Origin of the sequence: Nocardia sp. NPDC058640 (genome assembly GCF_042716995.1) — a bacterium.
Taxonomy (GTDB): Bacteria; Actinomycetota; Actinomycetes; order Mycobacteriales; family Mycobacteriaceae; genus Nocardia.
Genome location: NZ_JBHXRG010000017.1, coordinates 75,306 through 91,190, shown reverse-complemented (window position 1 = coordinate 91,190; position 15,885 = coordinate 75,306). Strand labels below are relative to the sequence as shown.

19 protein-coding genes and 1 tRNA gene are annotated in these 15,885 nt (G+C 66.1%); 7 read left to right on the top strand and 13 right to left on the bottom strand.

Features of this window, described 5'->3' with window-relative positions; genetic code table 11:
* Positions 1-35: 35 nt before the first annotated feature.
* Both ACFWU5_RS19040 and nth read right to left on the bottom strand, forming a co-directional pair.
* Positions 36-776, bottom strand: coding sequence for a TlpA family protein disulfide reductase (locus tag ACFWU5_RS19040; RefSeq protein ID WP_379268112.1), 741 nt, complete (start codon positions 774-776; stop codon positions 36-38).
* The gene (gene nth, locus ACFWU5_RS19035) at positions 773-1,531 is read right to left on the bottom strand and encodes an endonuclease III (protein ID WP_379268128.1); all 759 of its coding nucleotides are present in this window, start codon (positions 1,529-1,531) and stop codon (positions 773-775) included. The genes ACFWU5_RS19040 and nth overlap by 4 nt, the downstream gene beginning before the upstream one ends.
* A 155-nt stretch (positions 1,532-1,686) precedes the next feature.
* On the opposite strand from nth, the gene ACFWU5_RS19030 reads away from it, so the two are divergent.
* The gene (locus ACFWU5_RS19030) at positions 1,687-1,929 is read left to right on the top strand and encodes a hypothetical protein (protein WP_379268111.1); all 243 of its coding nucleotides are present in this window, start codon (positions 1,687-1,689) and stop codon (positions 1,927-1,929) included.
* A 145-nt stretch (positions 1,930-2,074) separates the two neighbouring features.
* Positions 2,075-2,749, top strand: coding sequence for a Crp/Fnr family transcriptional regulator (locus tag ACFWU5_RS19025; protein ID WP_040703546.1), 675 nt, complete (start codon positions 2,075-2,077; stop codon positions 2,747-2,749).
* Between the two features lie 159 nt (positions 2,750-2,908).
* On the opposite strand, the gene ACFWU5_RS19020 is transcribed toward ACFWU5_RS19025, so the two are convergent.
* From ACFWU5_RS19020 to ACFWU5_RS19010, 3 genes are read right to left on the bottom strand one after another with little or no spacing between them, the layout of a single operon-like run.
* A complete protein-coding gene (locus tag ACFWU5_RS19020) occupies positions 2,909-3,703 on the bottom strand; it encodes an MBL fold metallo-hydrolase (protein ID WP_379268110.1) in 795 nt (264 codons plus the stop codon).
* Between the two features lie 9 nt (positions 3,704-3,712).
* Positions 3,713-4,174 (bottom strand): RidA family protein, encoded by a 462-nt coding sequence (locus tag ACFWU5_RS19015; RefSeq protein ID WP_379247033.1) that lies wholly within the window; start codon positions 4,172-4,174, stop codon positions 3,713-3,715.
* A 2-nt stretch (positions 4,175-4,176) separates the two neighbouring features.
* Positions 4,177-4,338 (bottom strand): DUF4177 domain-containing protein, encoded by a 162-nt coding sequence (locus ACFWU5_RS19010; RefSeq protein ID WP_101464811.1) that lies wholly within the window; start codon positions 4,336-4,338, stop codon positions 4,177-4,179.
* Positions 4,339-4,397: 59 nt separating this feature from the next.
* Here ACFWU5_RS19010 and ACFWU5_RS19005 point away from each other — a divergent pair, with 59 nt between their 5' ends.
* Positions 4,398-5,435 carry an ArsA family ATPase gene (locus ACFWU5_RS19005; protein WP_379268109.1) on the top strand — a complete coding sequence of 346 codons (1,038 nt, stop codon included), beginning with the start codon at positions 4,398-4,400 and terminating at the stop codon, positions 5,433-5,435.
* Positions 5,432-6,565, top strand: coding sequence for an ArsA family ATPase (locus ACFWU5_RS19000; RefSeq protein ID WP_379247030.1), 1,134 nt, complete (start codon positions 5,432-5,434; stop codon positions 6,563-6,565). Before ACFWU5_RS19005 ends, ACFWU5_RS19000 begins: the two co-directional genes overlap by 4 nt.
* Positions 6,566-6,699: 134 nt before the next feature.
* Here ACFWU5_RS19000 and ACFWU5_RS18995 read toward each other — a convergent pair whose 3' ends face one another.
* Positions 6,700-7,023 (bottom strand): WhiB family transcriptional regulator, encoded by a 324-nt coding sequence (locus ACFWU5_RS18995; protein ID WP_379238653.1) that lies wholly within the window; start codon positions 7,021-7,023, stop codon positions 6,700-6,702.
* 372 nt (positions 7,024-7,395) lie between these two features.
* On the opposite strand from ACFWU5_RS18995, the gene ACFWU5_RS18990 reads away from it, so the two are divergent.
* Positions 7,396-9,765: a penicillin-binding protein gene (locus ACFWU5_RS18990; RefSeq protein WP_379268108.1), complete on the top strand. Its 2,370-nt coding sequence runs from the start codon at positions 7,396-7,398 to the stop codon at positions 9,763-9,765.
* 70 nt (positions 9,766-9,835) lie between these two features.
* On the opposite strand, the gene ACFWU5_RS18985 is transcribed toward ACFWU5_RS18990, so the two are convergent.
* Positions 9,836-10,300, bottom strand: a complete 465-nt coding sequence (locus ACFWU5_RS18985; RefSeq protein WP_379268107.1) for a GatB/YqeY domain-containing protein — start codon at positions 10,298-10,300, stop codon at positions 9,836-9,838.
* Positions 10,301-10,422: 122 nt separating this feature from the next.
* Between ACFWU5_RS18985 and ACFWU5_RS18980 the strand changes: the two genes are divergently transcribed.
* Together ACFWU5_RS18980 and ACFWU5_RS18975 are read left to right on the top strand one after the other, a co-directional pair.
* Positions 10,423-11,385, top strand: coding sequence for a metallophosphoesterase (locus ACFWU5_RS18980; RefSeq protein WP_379247027.1), 963 nt, complete (start codon positions 10,423-10,425; stop codon positions 11,383-11,385).
* 64 nt (positions 11,386-11,449) lie between these two features.
* Positions 11,450-11,523, top strand: a tRNA-Pro gene (locus ACFWU5_RS18975).
* Between the two features lie 121 nt (positions 11,524-11,644).
* Here ACFWU5_RS18975 and ACFWU5_RS18970 read toward each other — a convergent pair.
* Genes ACFWU5_RS18970 through ACFWU5_RS18945 form a run of 6 tightly spaced genes read right to left on the bottom strand, consistent with a single transcriptional unit; the run spans position 11,645 to position 15,885 of the window.
* Positions 11,645-12,838 (bottom strand): tyrosine-type recombinase/integrase, encoded by a 1,194-nt coding sequence (locus tag ACFWU5_RS18970; protein WP_379268106.1) that lies wholly within the window; start codon positions 12,836-12,838, stop codon positions 11,645-11,647.
* Positions 12,839-12,842: 4 nt separating this feature from the next.
* Positions 12,843-13,055 carry a helix-turn-helix domain-containing protein gene (locus tag ACFWU5_RS18965; protein ID WP_379268105.1) on the bottom strand — a complete coding sequence of 71 codons (213 nt, stop codon included), beginning with the start codon at positions 13,053-13,055 and terminating at the stop codon, positions 12,843-12,845.
* A gap of 10 nt (positions 13,056-13,065) precedes the next feature.
* Positions 13,066-14,841 carry a replication initiator gene (locus ACFWU5_RS18960; RefSeq protein WP_379268104.1) on the bottom strand — a complete coding sequence of 592 codons (1,776 nt, stop codon included), beginning with the start codon at positions 14,839-14,841 and terminating at the stop codon, positions 13,066-13,068.
* Positions 14,838-15,485 carry a hypothetical protein gene (locus tag ACFWU5_RS18955; RefSeq protein WP_379268103.1) on the bottom strand — a complete coding sequence of 216 codons (648 nt, stop codon included), beginning with the start codon at positions 15,483-15,485 and terminating at the stop codon, positions 14,838-14,840. The genes ACFWU5_RS18960 and ACFWU5_RS18955 overlap by 4 nt, the downstream gene beginning before the upstream one ends.
* Complete coding sequence (locus ACFWU5_RS18950; protein ID WP_379268102.1) at positions 15,482-15,706, bottom strand: hypothetical protein; 225 nt, start codon at positions 15,704-15,706, stop codon at positions 15,482-15,484. Before ACFWU5_RS18950 ends, ACFWU5_RS18955 begins: the two co-directional genes overlap by 4 nt.
* Positions 15,703-15,885, bottom strand: coding sequence for a hypothetical protein (locus ACFWU5_RS18945; RefSeq protein ID WP_379268101.1), 183 nt, complete (start codon positions 15,883-15,885; stop codon positions 15,703-15,705). The genes ACFWU5_RS18950 and ACFWU5_RS18945 overlap by 4 nt, the downstream gene beginning before the upstream one ends.

Below are 15,885 nucleotides of genomic sequence, written 5' to 3'. Positions count from 1 at the left end.
CGCCTTCGATCCGCACGCCACCATCACGTCCTCTGTCATACCGTGACCCCGAGCTTCGCGGCTACCGTATCCGCGATGTCGGCCACGTCGGCGAAAGTTCGCACTTCCACACTCGCGATGCTGCCGTCGGCCCGCACGAGCACCGAAATGGGCAGCACGGCAGGTGCACCGACCGCGCTGCGCACCGCGGCTTGCGCGTCTTCGACACCGGGCAGGGTGATGCCGAGGCCGCTCAAGCGTGACAACGCCTTCGCCTCGTCGGGATCGCTGTGCACGGTCATGACGGTCAGCGCCGAGCCCGCCCGCTGGGCGAATTCCTGCAGATGCGGAAGTTCCACGGCGCAGGGGCCACACCAGTAGGCCCACAGGTTCAGCAGCGCGGGCTTTCCGGCCAGCGCCGCCGCGAGGTCCACCGGCTGTCCATCAGCCAGGCAGGTCAGCTGGATTCCAGCCAGCGGCCCCGATCCAGCCGACCGCAATCCCGTCTCGGTCGCCCGCGGTCCGGATTCGTTCGCCCGCGGTCCGGGCTCGGTCGCCTGCGGTGCGGATCCAGCCGCTCCCGTTCCCGGGTCGGACGCCGCCGGTCCTGGACACGCCGACAACCCAGCAGCCGCACGCTCCTCCGCCGACACGCCCGAGGGCTGTCGCGAAGTCTGCGAAACCACCCCCGTGTTCCCCGTCCCCTCCCGCGGCCACAACGCCACCGTCGCCGCCAACACCACGATCACCGCGGCCAGCACCCACCGCACCGCAGGCCTTCGCAGAAGTTCGCTCACAGGCCGACCATCTTCAGCAGATGTTCGCGCTCGGGCCCCTTCACCAACTCCGCGGCCACCGCCGGATCGGTGGGACCGAGCCCGAACGACGGGCAGTCGTTAGCCAGCGCGCACGCACCGCAGGCCGGCTTGCGGGCATGGCACACGCGGCGACCCTGGAAGATCACCCGGTGCGAGAGCATCGTCCAGTCCTTGCGCTCGAACAGCTCCCCTACCGCGTGCTCGACCTTGACCGGATCTTCCTCGTCGGTCCACTTCCAACGGCGCACCAAGCGGCCGAAATGGGTGTCGACGGTGATGCCGGGAACGTCGAAGGCGTTGCCGAGGATGACGTTGGCTGTCTTGCGCCCGATCCCGGGCAATTTCACCAATTCGTCCAGGGTGTGAGGCAATTCACCGTCATATTTTTCGACCAGGGCCTGACCCAGGCCGATCAGGGAGCTGGTCTTGTTCCGGTAGAAGCCGGTAGCCCTGATGTATTCCTCCAGCTCCACCCGGTTGGCCTGGGCGTAGTCGTGCGCGCCGCGGTACTTGGCGAACAGGGCCGGAGTGGTGAGGTTCACCCGCACATCGGTGCACTGGGCGGACAGGATCGTGGCTACGGCCAGTTCCAGCGGAGTGGTGAAGTCGAGCTCGCAGTGCGCACCGGGGAACGCCTCGGCCAGCGTGCGGTTCATCCGGCGGGCGCGCCGGACCAGACCGATCCGCGTTTCCCCAGCTATCGCACGATTCTTCCGCTTGCGGGCAGCGGTGATCCCGGTGGGAACCGCGGTCGAATCGGCATCGCCTGCGGCGGCGGGGGCAGGGGAAACAGGCACCGCTTCACCATACGGAACCACTCCGACAACATTGCCTCGCCAGATTGCCCGCTGTGTTCCATCTGAGACCTGGACCGTGTTTACTGCCAGACATGCAAGGACTCGCTGTGGTGCTCTTCCCAGTGCTGTTGATGCTGTTCGCGCTGGGGATGGAGCGGGTCGAGAATCGGCTCAGAAAGCTTCTCGAACCCGACGAAGAGGTTCAAAAGTACCTGGACAGCGCCAGCAACGCCGAAGTGAAAGAGCTGACGAAGCTCGGCCTGCCCGCCGCTGTGGCGCGCGTGCGCAAGCGCCGTACCCAAAACTCGGATCTGGATGTAGCAAAGGCGAGCTGACCAGCCGATTCACACTGTGCGCACATCGCGCAATCCACTCTTTACGTGGTGTCTGTCACTGTGGTGCCGGAATCCCGCGTAGACTGCGCGGTTGGTCGATTCGCTCGACCAGGTTCGCAAGCCATATCCCATAAGGAGCACATTCGTGGACGAGGCCCTCGCCAGAGCAGGCATCTTCCAAGGCGTCGAGCCCACCGCGGTGGCCGCGCTCGCCAAGCAGTTGCAGCCGGTGGATTTTCCGCGCGGGCACGTCATCTTCAACGAGGGCGAACCCGGCGATCGGCTGTACATCATCACGACGGGCAAGGTGAAGATCGGCCGACGGTCCCCGGACGGCAGGGAGAACCTGCTGACCATCATGGGTCCGTCCGACATGTTCGGTGAACTGTCGATCTTCGACCCGGGCCCGCGTACCTCGACCGCCACCACGGTCACCGAGGTCCGCGCCGTGACGATGGATCGCGACGCACTCAAGTCGTGGATCGATCAGCGCCCCGAGATCGCTGAGCAACTGCTGCGCGTGCTGGCACGACGCCTTCGCCGCACCAACAACAACCTCGCCGACCTGATCTTCACCGACGTGCCCGGTCGCGTCGCGAAGGCACTGCTGCAGCTCGCGCAGCGGTTCGGCACCCAGGAAGCGGGCGCGCTGCGCGTGACCCACGACCTGACCCAGGAGGAGATCGCCCAGCTGGTCGGTGCTTCCCGGGAAACCGTCAACAAGGCGCTGGCCGACTTCGCACATCGCGGATGGCTGCGCCTCGAGGGCAAGAGCGTGCTGATCTCGGATTCCGAGCGTCTGGCACGTCGCGCCCGCTGACGTAGAACTGCTGCCGTCCCGGTACGACGGGACCGCGCATGCGTGTGGGCTCACGAGGAGAGGGCCTCGTCCACACCGTCGCGGTTTCGTCGTGCCGGGACGTCTGCGTTTCACGCACAACTCGATCGCCGACAAGTTGCGTCGGCGATCGAGCAGTGGTCAGTGTTGTTCGGCCCGCAGGTATTCCAGCTGCGCCTGCACCGAACTTCGCGCGATCGGCCACAACCGCTTGTCCACATCGGCGTACACCTTGCGGACCACCGCGAAAGCGCCTGCGTCAGGCCCTAATTCGACGAGCGCGGCCCTGACCTGATCCAGTCGCTCACGGCGGTGATCGAGGTAGTACTGCACGACCGGCGCGGCATCGGGATGGTCGGGTCCGTGCGCGGGCAGCAACGCCTTGCCCGCGCCGACTTCACGCAGTTTTTCCAGTGACGCGAAGAACCCGGCCAGCGCACCCGGCGCGGATTCGAGCACCGTGGTGCCCTGCCCGAGAACCGTGTCGCCGGTGAGGACCGCGTCGTCCAGCAGCAGGCTCACCGAATCGGACGTGTGACCGGGCGTGCCCAGCACGGTGATCCGCAGGCCGGCGGCCTCGATGATCTCGCCGTCGACCAACGGCACGACATCACCGCGCAGGTACTTCGGATCGGCCGAACGCACCGGCGTCCCGGTGGCTTTCACCAGGTGATCGATACCGCCGGTGTGATCGGGATGGTGATGGGTGATCAGGGTCAACGCGATCCGACCGCCGGTGGCTTCGACGATGTCGGCGGTGTGTTTCTTGTCCTTGGGTCCCGGATCCACGACCACGAAAGAGTCGCTGTCGGGGCCGCGTAGCAGCCAGGTGTTGGTGCCGTCGAGCGTCATCTGACCGGGGTTGTCGGCCAGAAGTACGGACGCCGTCGGGGTGACCTGACGAACATGGCTGTACGCGGGATGTTCCAGTGCCATAGCGGCTGCCTAACCGACCTCGACGATCAATTCCACCTCGACGGGGGTGTTCTTCGGCAGTTCGGAGACGCCGACGGCCGAGCGCGCGTGCACGCCCGCCTCGCCGAACACCTCACCGAGGAACTCCGACGCACCGTTGATCACGATCGGCTGATCGTTGAATCCCGGTGCCGAGGCGACGAATCCGACGACCTTCACGATCCGAACCACCTGATCCAGGCCGACCAGATCGTGCACCGCCGCCAACGCGTTCAGCGCACACAGTCGAGCCGCCTCCTTGGCCTGCTCGACATCCACCTCGGCGCCGACCTTGCCCACCGACGCCAGTTCACCGTCGACGAAGGGCAGTTGGCCCGACGTGTACACCAGCGAACCGGTGCGCACCGCCGGGACGTAGGCCGCCACAGGCGCGGCGACCGGCGGCAGCGTGACACCGAGCCGGTCCAACGCGTCCTTCCACGCGGTGGCCACGGCTACTTCTGCCGCTTCAGGTAGGCGACGTGCTGTTCGCCGGTCGGGCCGGGCAGCACCGAAACCAGTTCCCAGCCGTCGGACCCCCACTGATCGAGGATCTGCTTTGTCGCGTGCGTCAACAGCGGCACGGTCGCGTACTCCCACAGGGTGACTTCACTCATGGTGTGAGTTTAGGGCTCACCCCGAACGTCACGGCGAAACGGGTTATAGGCTCGGCGACGTGGGAGCACCAACAGCAGAGCCGGTTTCGTCGGTTCCCGAACCGTCGACCGGATGGCCTCAACGCGCGGCCAAGGCACGCTTGCATTACGTGACCGGCAAGGGAGGCACCGGCAAGTCGACCGTTTCGGCCGCACTCGCGCTGGCGCTGGCCGCCGGGGGACGCAAGGTCTTGCTGGTCGAAGTCGAAAGCCGCCAGTCCATCGCGCAGTTGTTCGACCGGCCGCCGTTGCCGCCCACCGAGACCCATATCGCCAGCGCCGACGGCGGCGGTGAGGTCACCGCGCTCGCGTTGGACATCGAGTACGCGTTCCTCGAGTACCTCGACATGTTCTACAACCTGGGGTTCGCGGGTCGCGCGATGCGCCGGATGGGCGCGATCGAGTTCGTCACCACCATCGCACCCGGTCTGCGGGACGTGATCCTCACGGGCAAGATCAAAGAATGCGTGGTCCGCACCGGCAAGGACGGCAAGCCCACCTATGACGACATCGTCGTGGACGCCCCGCCGACGGGCCGGATCGCCAGCTTCCTGGACGTGACCTCGGCCATGGCCGAGATCGCCAAGGGCGGTCCGATCGCCTCGCAGGCCGAGGGTGTGTCCAAGCTGCTGCACTCGGATCAGACGATGATCCACCTGGTGACGCTGCTCGAGGCGCTGCCGGTGCAGGAGACCGCCGACGCGATCGCCGAACTGACCGCGAACGACCTGCGGGTCGGCACGGTGATCGTCAACCGGGCGGCCACCGCCGAACTCACCCCGTCGCAGCGCGACGCGGCCGTGGCAGGCGAGCTGGACACCACCGCCATCGCCGCCGGCCTGACCAAGGCCGGAATCACCGTGTCGGAATCGGATTTCGACGGCCTGATCGCCGAAACGGTCGACCACGCGATCGTCCTGACCGCACAGAACGCCAGTGCCGTCGAACTGGCCGGCATCGATGTCCCCCAGTTGTCGCTGCCCGCGTTGAGCGAGGGCATGGACCTGGGTGGCCTCTACGAACTGGCCGAACAGCTATCCGCGCAGGGAGTCCGATGAGCGAGCACGTGTCCACCCCGCCGCTGCTGGACGTCGCGCAGATCATCGCCGATCCCACCGCGAAGGTGATCGTGTGCTGCGGGTCGGGCGGGGTCGGCAAGACCACCACCGCCGCCTCGATCGCGTTGCGCGCGGCGGAATCGGGCCGCAAGGTCGTGGTGCTGACCATCGACCCCGCGCGCAGGCTGGCGCAGTCGCTGGGCGTTGCCGAGCTGGACAACACTCCGCAGCGCGTGGATCTGGGCCCCGAGGTGCCCGGTGAGCTGCACGCGATGATGCTGAACATGCGCCGCACCTTCGACGACATGGTGCTCGAGCACACCAGCGCCGACAAGGCCGAGCAGATCTTCGCCAATCCGATCTATCAGACGGTGGCGTCGTCGTTCGGTGGCACGCAGGAATACATGGCGATGGAGAAGCTGGGGCAGCTGGCCGCGCGCAAGGAGTGGGACCTGATCGTGGTCGACACACCGCCCTCGCGCAACGCGCTGGACTTCCTCGACGCGCCCAAGCGCCTCGGCACGTTTCTCAACGGCAAGATGATCCGGCTGATCATGGCGCCCGGTCGTGGCGTGGGCCGGATCGTCACCGGGGCGATGAGCCTGGCGATGCGTGGAGTGTCGACCATCGTCGGTGGGCAGATGCTCAAGGACGCCTCGACGTTCCTGCAGTCGCTGGAATCGCTGTTCGGCGGGTTCCAGGACCGCGCGCAGCGCACGTTCGCGATGCTGTCCACGCCGGGCACGCACTTCCTGGTGGTCGCCGCGCCGGAACCGGACGCACTGCGCGAGGCGTCGTTCTTCGTGGACCGGCTGTCGACGGAGAACATGCCGCTGGCCGGGCTGGTGCTCAACCGCACGCACCCCGCGCTGTCGGGGCTGTCCGGCGATCACGCGCAGACCGCCGCGGACCAGCTGGCCGATGCCGACCCGCTGACCGCCGCGGTGCTGCGCATCCACGCCGACCGGGTCGCCACCGCCACGCGCGAGCGGCACCTGCTGCATCGCTTCACCGGCGCGCATCCTCGGGTGAAGATCGTCTCGGTGACCGCGCTGCCCTTCGAGGTCTCGGACCTGGAAGCACTGCGCGCGGTCGGCGATCAGCTGACCGGTACCCCGGCCTCGGCCTGATCGCTGCGGCCACAGCCCGATCGATTCAGACAATTCGGCTATAGCTCGCACTCGAAGCAACACCGGCCAACGGCGCCGATTCCGCAAACCACGCGGTCTCGGCGCCGTTGTGATAACAGTCCGGTATCGACCTGCTAGATCGCTACCTGATGCTGGCGCTGGGCGTTGAAGAATTCAGACCAGGACGTCACGTCCGGATGTTGTTTCAGCAGCGCACGCCGCTGCCGCTCGGTCATCCCGCCCCACACGCCGAACTCGACCCGGTTGTCGAGAGCGTCGGCACCACACTGCATCAGCACCGGGCAATGACGGCAGATGGTTGCCGCCTTGCGCTGTGCCGCACCGCGAACGAACAGCTGATCAGGGTCCACTTCCTTGCATCGCGCCTGGGCAACCCAAGCGATCCTTGCCTCGGCCTGCTCTACATCCAGTCGGGCGATGGGGGTTGTGATGTGCATTTGATGTGCCCCTTTGCAGTCCGAACACCGTTGTGCGGCGCTCCAGAATCGCGAGCGCGGATCACAGCAACCCAACTACCGCTGCGGTCCGCACCACATTCCACTTTGAGTGTTAGCTCTATCACACTGGGTACTCAATCTAGGTAAAGGTATGGCGATTGCGCAAGACCGCCCCCCGATTTTTTGGTACGACCGTCCCTTCAAATCGGGCCAGAACCGCGCAGTAGTGCTGATCACCGGCGTGGCCGGTCGCGACACGCCGATGTGATCATTTTGTTGACACGCCCGAGCAACCCCCTCGGCATCGGCCGGACATGCGACCTCGAGCAGCACACCCATGAACCTGTCGACCCCACCCTCTAGTCTGGGATCGTGCCGATCACTCAAACGCTCGCGAGGCTGGCCGGCAGCTGCGCGCTGGCCGCCGTGCTTGTCGCTGGGCTGTTGTTCCCCTTGGCCGGTGGATTCGGGTTCATCTCCAACCGCGCCGCCGATGCCGTCGACAACGTGTCCGCCGAACTGGTGGAAGGCACGGTCCCCGCCGTGTCGACCATGGTCGACGCGAACGGGTCGCCGCTGGCGTGGTTGTACGAGCAACGCCGCTTCGAAGTGCCGAGCGAAAAGATCTCCAACAACATGAAGTTGGCGATCGTGTCCATCGAGGACAAACGCTTCGCCGACCACAAGGGCGTGGACTGGCAGGGCACGCTGCGCGCGTTCCTCACCAACACCTCCTCCGGTGCGGTGCAGCAGGGCGCGTCGACCCTGGACCAGCAGTATGTGAAGAACTTCAACCTGCTCGTGGTCGCCAAGACCGACGCCGAACGCCGCGCCGCGATCGAGACGACACCGGCGCGCAAGCTGCGCGAGATCCGGATGGCGCTCACGCTGGATCGCGAGCTGAGCAAGGACGAGATCCTCACCCGCTACCTGAACCTGGTGCCGTTCGGCAACGGCTCGTACGGCATCCAGGACGCCGCGCAGACCTACTTCGGCATCGATGCCTCCCAGCTCAACATCACTCAGTCGGCGATGCTGGCGGGCATGGTGCAGTCCAGCTCCAAGCTGAACCCGTACACCAACGTGCAGGGCGTCACCGACCGCCGCAACACGGTGCTCGACACGCTGATGCAGAACATCCCGCACCGCGCCGCGGAGTTCAGCAAGGCCAAGGCCGAGCCGCTGGGCGTGCTGGCCGAACCCAAGGGCCTGCCGCGCGGTTGCATCTCCGCCAACGACAAGGGCTTCTTCTGCGATTACGCGCTGCAGTACCTGGCCGAGGCCGGGATCAGCCGCGAACAGATCGACAAGGGCGGCTACCTGATCAAGACCACCCTGGATCCGGTGCTGCAGGAATCGGTGAAACGCTCGGTCAACGAGCAGGCCGACCCGAACCTCGACGACATCGCCTCGGTCATGTCGGTGGTGGGCCCCGGCCAGGACTCGCACCCCGTGCTCGCGATGGCCTCCAGCCGCACCTACGGCCTCAACCGCGACGCCAACGAGACGCTGCTGGGCCAGCCGTATTCGATGGCCGGTGACGGCGCGGGCTCGATCTTCAAGCTGTTCACCACCGCCGCCGCCATGGAGAAGGGCCTGGGCATCGCCGCCCAGGTCGACGTGCCCGGCACCTACGCCGCGCGCGGCATGGGTTACTCCAACTCCCCCGGCTGCCCCGCCGACGCGTGGTGTGTGAAGAACGCCGGCGCCTACCCCGGCTCGATGTCGGTGACCGACGCGCTGGCCACCTCGCCCAACACCACGTTCGTGAAAATGATCCAGGACGTCGGCGTGGAAGCCGCGGTGGACATGGCCGTGCGTCTGGGCATGCGGTCCTACACCGATCCCGGCACCTCCGGGCGCGGCAACGCCAGCCTGGCCGACCACATCAAGAACAACAACATGGGTTCGTTCACGCTGGGCCCGTTCGCGATCAACCCGCTCGAGCTCACCAACGTGGCCGCCACGCTGAGCTCGGCGGGCAAGTGGTGCCCGCCGTCGCCGATCAAGGAAGTCGTCGACCGCAGCGGCAAGACCGTCCCGCTCACCCAGCAGGCCTGCGAGCAGGTGGTCGACCCCGGCCTGGCCAACACCCTGGCCAACGCGATGAGCAAGGACGACATCAGCGGTACCGCCGCGGGCGCCGCACGCGCCTCGGGCTGGGCCGCGCCGATGTCGGGCAAGACCGGCACCACCGAAAGCCACCGCTCCTCGGCGTTCCTCGGCTTCACCAACGCGCTGGCCTCGTCGGTCTACGTCTACGGCGACAGCCCCACCCCCGGCGAGATCTGCTCGTCCCCGCTGCGCAACTGCGGCAGCGGCGACCTCTACGGCGGTAACGAGCCCGCCCGCACCTGGTTCAACGCCATCAAACCGATGCTCGACCGGTTCCCGCCGCCCGCACTGCCGCCCGTGGACGACAAGTACGTGCGCGGCGCCAACAACTCGCAGGTCCCCGACGTCGCGGGCAAGTCGCAGGGCGAGGCCACCTCGATCCTGTCCGGCGCGGGTTTCCAGGTCTCCGCGGTGACCGGGGCCGGTTCACAGCCCAAGGGCACGGTGATGGGCAGTTCGCCCAACGGCTCGGCCATCCCCGGCTCGGTGGTCACGATCTACATCAGTGACGGCACCGTCCGCGTGCCCGCGCCGACCAATCCGCCGCCGTCCGCGCCCGCGCCGGTGATCCCGGGACTGCCGCAGATTCCGCGTCTGCCACCGATCCCGATCCCGGTGCCGCGCTAGTCACAGCACAAGGGGCCGTCATCCGAACTGGATGACGGCCCCTTTGCGCTGGTTGCTACAGCGCTGGTTCCTACAGTCGAGCCTTGACCGCGGCCGAGATCCGCGACCCGTCGGCCTTACCGTCGGCCAGCACGGTCGCGGCCTTCATGACCTGACCCATCTGCTTCATCCCCGGACGCTCCCCGAGCTGCTCGGCGACCTGCGCGATCGCGGTATCGGCGACCTGCGCCACCTCGGCGTCGTTGAGCTGAGTCGGCAGGTATTCCTCGATGATCTCTTCCTCGGCGCGCTCGTTCGCGGCCAGTTCCCCGCGACCGTTCTGCTCGTAGATCACCGCGGCCTCGTTGCGCTTCTTCGCTTCCTTCTGCAGCAGCGCCACGACATCGTTATCGGAGAGCTCGTGCGCCGCGGTTCCCGAGACCTCGGAGTTCTGGATCGCGGCGAGCAGCATCCGCAGGGTCGCGAGACGCAGTTTGTCCTTGGCTTTCATCGCGGTGGTCATATCCGCGCGCAGCTTGGCTTTCAGTTCCGACATGCGGTTTACCGTAGTCGTTCGCCCCCCAGGTGCCCATTACATTTCGACCGGTGCGGAAAATCCCGACCGTTTGTGCGGAAACACATACGCCGATCCGGGATGAGGTCGCCTATGCTGGGCAAATGCCCGTTATCTCGACGTCCGCTGTCCGCCGAACCGCGTTGGGAGCCGCTGGGGCCGCCGTCGCAGGCATCGGCTACGCCACGCTGATCGAACGGAACGCGTTCGTCCTGCGCGAAGCCACGATGCCGGTGCTGGCGCCGGGTTCGCCGACGTTGCGGATTCTGCACATCAGCGACCTGCACATGATGCCGGGCCAGCAGCTCAAACAGCAGTGGCTGCGCGAACTCGATCGCCTCGAACCCGACCTGGTCGTCAATACCGGTGACAATCTTTCGCACCCCAAGGCCGTGCCCGCCGTCGTGCAATCGCTGGGTGCGTTGCTCGCCCGGCCTGGTCTGTTCGTGTTCGGTTCGAATGACTATTTCGCACCGGTACCGAAGAATCCGCTGAAGTATTTCAAGAAAGATCACCGCCGCGTCTACGGTGACCCGCTGCCGTGGAAGGACCTGCGCGCCGCCTTCACCGAACGCGGCTGGCTGGACCTGACCCACACCCGCCGCGACCTCGAAGTGGCGGGCATCCGCATCGCCACCGCCGGCGTGGACGACCCGCACATCCAGCGCGACCGCTACGAAACCGTCGCCGGCGCACCCAACCAGCTCGCCCAGCTGAGCATCGGCGTCACCCACTCCCCCGAGCCGCGCGTGCTCGACCGCTTCGCCGAAGACGGCTACGACCTGGTGCTGGCAGGCCACACCCACGGCGGCCAACTCGTGATGCCTGGTTACGGCGCACTGGTCACCAACTGCGGCATCGACCGCTCCCGTGTGAAGGGCGCCTCCCAGTGGGGCGAACACACCCAACTGCACGTCTCCGCAGGCATCGGCACCTCCCCCTGGGCCCCCTACCGCTTCTGCTGCCGCCCCGAAGCCACCCTGCTCACCCTGGTCGGCGCCCAACCCAAGCGCGACTCCGCCGACACCGGCTACGGCATCTCCACCTCGGAAGCCGTCGCCCGCTAGGCTGCTGACCAGCCAATTTAACGATTACCGACCGCACGTTGTAAGCTACTTCAGGTTCGCCTCACGGGGTGTGGCGCAGCTTGGTAGCGCGCTTCGTTCGGGACGAAGAGGTCGCAGGTTCAAATCCTGTCACCCCGACGTGTTGGTTGAGACACCAAAAAGCCTCTGACCTGGTTTTCTAGGTCAGAGGCTTTTTGCATGTCCGGGTCATTTCACCCGGTGCAGGTCCGTCGAGGCAGCGAAAAGGCAGCACCAGCTTTCATTCGTCACCCATCGACCGGCGGACAGCGTCGTGATCGTCGGTCTTGCGGATGTAGTGCTGGTAGGTCGTCGCGACATTTTCGTGCCCCATCACGACGGCGATCTTGTGCGGCGGAACGCCATCATCGGCCAGCCACGTCCCGAACATATCTCGGAGGTCATGGAACCGAACCCCTCCGAATTCCGACCGAGCCACCATCCGCACGGCCTGGTCGTACTTGCTGAACACCTCCGCGTCGACCTCCCCGTCAGCGGTCTTCCACACGGCTTCCCACTTCCCATCCACCTCGGATACCTCACCGAGAAGGCCGGCGCGAACCAGCGCGATACGCCAGACCCGAGAGCGGAACAGCGTACGACGAAGCGGCCCGCCGACCTCGTTGGTGAAGATCAAGCCGTTCATGCCCTGATCGTGTTCGCGGATGTGCTCGCGTAGATCATCGACCAGCCAGCCGGGAATCGGGACAGACCGACGACCAGCGCGCGACTTCGGGAAAGGTTTGAACTCGACATGCCCAGCCACCTCGGTCACGGTGCGGATCACGTGAATGAGTCCGGCGTCGACGTCGACCGCATCCACGCACAGCCCCGCAGCCTCACCCCACCGCAGGCCAGCGAAGGCACCGCACGCGACGAGAGCCCGATACCGAGCCGGTTGGATCGCCGGGAGAAGCTGTTGCCGAACTTCTTCCCGAGTCAGTAGCCGCTCATCGGTGTCCCGTTCGCGCCGCTTCGGAATACGCGCGCCCGCAGTCGGATCAGACCCGATCAGCCGGTTATTCACCGCCGACCTCATCACCCCCGACAGGAGCCGCTTGGCCTCAGCAACCGTTGCACGAGAACGCCCCTCCCCCAGTTCGCTCAGCCAGGTTTGCACCGACAGATGGTCGATCTTGCCGAGCTGCCAGGCCGACCACTTCGGCAGGACGTGAGTACGCATGATCGATTCATCGCGCGCCATCGTTGTCCGCTCTGTGTTCCACGACTTCATCCATTCCTCAGCGTGAGGACCGAACAGGGCCTTGCCCGCGTGTGGCGACACGTAGATGCCGCTCGACTTCGACAGCTCGACCTGAGCGAGGAAGGTGCTCGCCTCCTTCTTCGTCCGGAACGTCTTGGAACGCTGCGTGCCGGACGGCTCACGCCAGAACGCTTTCCACTTTCCCGCGTCGGTCTGATCAATGAATCCCATTGTGTTACACCGCTTTCGGAAGGTTGTCTGATGTTTCGAGCCAGGTCGAGAACGCTGCGCGGGAGATCACCCAGCGCCGACCGATCCGCTTGGCCGGGATCTCGCCGTCATGGACGCACTGGTACGCCACGCCTCGGGAGATACCGAGTAGTGCCGCGACCTCATCGACGGTGTAGGTCGCAGGTTCAGCCCGGCGCCCACCCTTGATCAATTCCATTGCTTTCCCCTTATGCTGCTGATTGCCGAACGGATGAATTACGTTGTGGCACACCACTTTTATGTGTTCCTGCCGGTTCGTCGGGCCGACCTCCTGCGAGCACCAGGCGGGCGGCGTTGTACTCGTTTCGCCACTTCGATCGAGCCGCTACCAGTGCGATGACGAGGTGTTCCCGCGGTGGCGCGTCCGGGTCACCGGGAGGGACCGGGTACACCCGCAGGTGTGAGGTGTCCGGCTTGACGATCCCCACCGCAGCGAGCTGTTGCCGAACAAATTCCGCGCGTTCGGCTTTGTGGTCGGGCAGGGTCTTGCCGGTCCACTTGTTCGACACCAGCACCCGCCGACCGGGCAGGCCGAGGGTGTCGCGACGGTGCGCCTTGCCCCTGCACCGGCCGGGTTGGGTCTTCTCGGTCGCGCCCTTGGGAACGATCCCGTAGCGCAGCCAGACGCCGCACCGCGGGGAGCACGGGGTCACGCACAGTTCCGCGTGCAGCCGGTCGTAGTGCTCGGCTACGCGGCGTGATCCCGGTTCGAGCAGGGAGGCGACGTCCTTGGTGAGGTACTTGGTCAGGTAGCGCACCCGGTGTTCTGCCTTGTCGGTGCCGCCGATGACCTGGATCGGTTTGGACTGTTGGCCGAAGCGGACTACGTGCGCGGGTTCGAGATCATCGACGGAATCCATCACGTCCAGGGCTTCATCCCAGGTCGGTAGTGGTTCGCCGGTGTCGGGGTCGCAGAAAAGGCCGGCCTCGTAGTCCCATACCGGCATGTGCCCGGTCTCGTAGACGGGTCGGTCGAAGTGCGGCCACCAGATCTGACGGTAGGTCGCCGCGGTGACGGCCTTGAGCAGCTTGTTCGACACCGATCCGCGGATCGCGATGTGCAGGTGCGGGGCACCGCGCTTCTGGGGTTCGACCGTGGCGAAGTACTGCACGTCCCAGCCCACAGCACGACGCAGGTTTTGCGCCCACCGATCGAACAGGGCCGCGAAGTGCACGATGTCGCGAGCAGCGCGGGTGTAGTCGTAGCTGTCGGGATCGACAGGGGAGCCATCCGAGACCGTCTTCTGTGTTTTGGGGTCGTAGACGTAGTTGATCGCGCCGTATCCGTCCAGGGTCAGGGTGAGGAACGTCGAGGGCTGGTAGCCGTTGTAGACCGCGCCGACCGTGCGCTTTTCGACCTTGCGCCGGGGCAGGTTCGGCACGTCCTGGCGGCGGCGGGTGGACTTGGCTTTGCGGCGGGGCTTGTCGTGCAGGGTCGGGAACCGGCCACGCACGCCGAGTTCACGCAGCTCGGCGTCGAGGTCGGCCACCAGGGCGGCGATGGATTCGGCGAGTTCGTGATCGTCGTCGCGGCGAGCGTCGTGGTATTGGGTGAACAGCTCAGCGCGGGCGGTCAACAATTCACGTTGTGCCTGGGTCGGTTCCACGGGGGTGTCGACGGGTTCGGCTGCCAGGCACCAGCCTTCGCGGCACTGGTCCATGCGCAGGTGGCGGAATGCTTTGGCGCAGGCCGGGCAGACTGCTTCGTTGCGGGACTTGCAGGGGGCGCCGACGTAGCTGATGTTGCCGGTGCGGTCATCCACGGCCCGCATCGGCAGCACCCGCGCGCACACCCCTTCTTTCTCGGCGGCGGATTCGGCGATGTCGCGCAGGTTGGGCAGTGCGCGGCGTTGGGCGGCGGTGGTACGGCCGAGGGAGGCCGCAGGGGTGGATTCGGCGGTGTTGGTGGCGTTGTCCATGGTGTGGCCTCCCTCAGCTAGATGGGTGTCGGTAGCGGTGGTCATGCGGCCTTGCGCAGTGGCGAGACCGTCGAATCGGTGCGCGAACCGAAGTCCACGATGATCGGCTCGGCCAGCGAATCGCAACGGCGGAAGGTGATTTCGACCAGGCCAGGGCCGATGAGCCCGACTTTGGCCTGTTGAGCACCGAATCCGTGAGCGAAGTGATCGGCGCGGTTGGTCCAGGAATCGGGGCAGTGACCGGCCAACATGCGAGCACGGACGATGTCGAGGGATTCGCCGATGTGCACCGAGATCAGCCGCGGGATGAACACCCGGTCACCGTCACGAGTAGCCAGGCCGCAGGCGGTGATCATCTTGACCCAGACCCGGCGGTAGCGGAACCAAGCCAGGAACCGGGACCGGATACGACCGGTGAGCCAGCGCTCGAAGGTCTGCGGACTCAACACTCGCCACAGCACCATCCCCGCGACTGTCAGCACCGCCACGACGATCCCGAACGCCCAGCCGTAGAACCATCCGGCCGCGACGGAAAGGCCGGCGGGGACGGAGACCATCGGGAACAGGACCGCCCATCGAGCCAGGTGGAATGCCGCGACCACGATGCCGATCAGTGCACGGCCGAGCAGATCCATGATCACGTCAGCGAACTCGGGGACGTTCGTGGTTGTGGTGGTTGTGCGGGTCATCGTGTCTTCCAATCGAATTCGAGCTGGGTGGTGACGGGTGTGTCATCGGAGTAGGTGCGCCAGGTGTCGTGTTCGGCCACCCGGTAGACCACGGTGGAATTGCGTTTGGTGCAGGCGGCGATGTAGGCGTCTGCGACCGTTCTGGCCTTGCGCAGCGAGTGCACCTGACCGGCGGCGAGCAGGCCCCAGAACCGGGCGCGGTCTTTGCCTGGGGGTTTCATGCCGCGGTGCCGTACGGGTCGGGGTCGTAGTCCCAGGTGGCCGGGATCGAGCCGGTATCGGCCAGGAGGTTCACCGCGACGGTGACCGGGTCCAGGCCGCGAGCTTCGGACCGGCAGCGGGAACGGGCTTGGAAGTCGATGACGTCCGCGAGACCGGTGCGGGTGCTTTTACGTGCCAT